1 protein-coding gene is annotated in these 257 nt (G+C 43.6%); it reads right to left on the reverse strand.

From position 1 onward, the window contains the following. Positions 1 to 43: 43 nt before the first annotated feature. A partial coding sequence (locus B0E34_RS22910) for a hypothetical protein (RefSeq protein WP_165763042.1) occupies positions 44 to 257 on the reverse strand: 214 nt, incomplete at its 5' end.

Below are 257 nucleotides of genomic sequence, written 5' to 3' on the forward strand. Positions count from 1 at the left end.
AGATGGGAATATGAGAAAGTTCATCCTTATTTCTATGATAACGTTAGCTAGTGTTAGTCTGGGAGCCTGCAGACAGAATGTCACCATAAAGCAGGATGCGCCAGGGCAGAAAGCTTTCCTGACTGACGGGCAGATTTACGATTTGCACAGTGGCAAAATTATTTCTAGCAGCGAGCTTTTGGCGGATCTTGCTACCGCTCAACATCTTATTATTGGTGAAAAACACGATAATGCCGAGCATCATCAGATTGAGCTTT

The organism is Chryseobacterium mucoviscidosis, from assembly GCF_002177115.1.
Taxonomy (GTDB): domain Bacteria; phylum Bacteroidota; class Bacteroidia; order Flavobacteriales; family Weeksellaceae; genus Chryseobacterium; species Chryseobacterium mucoviscidosis.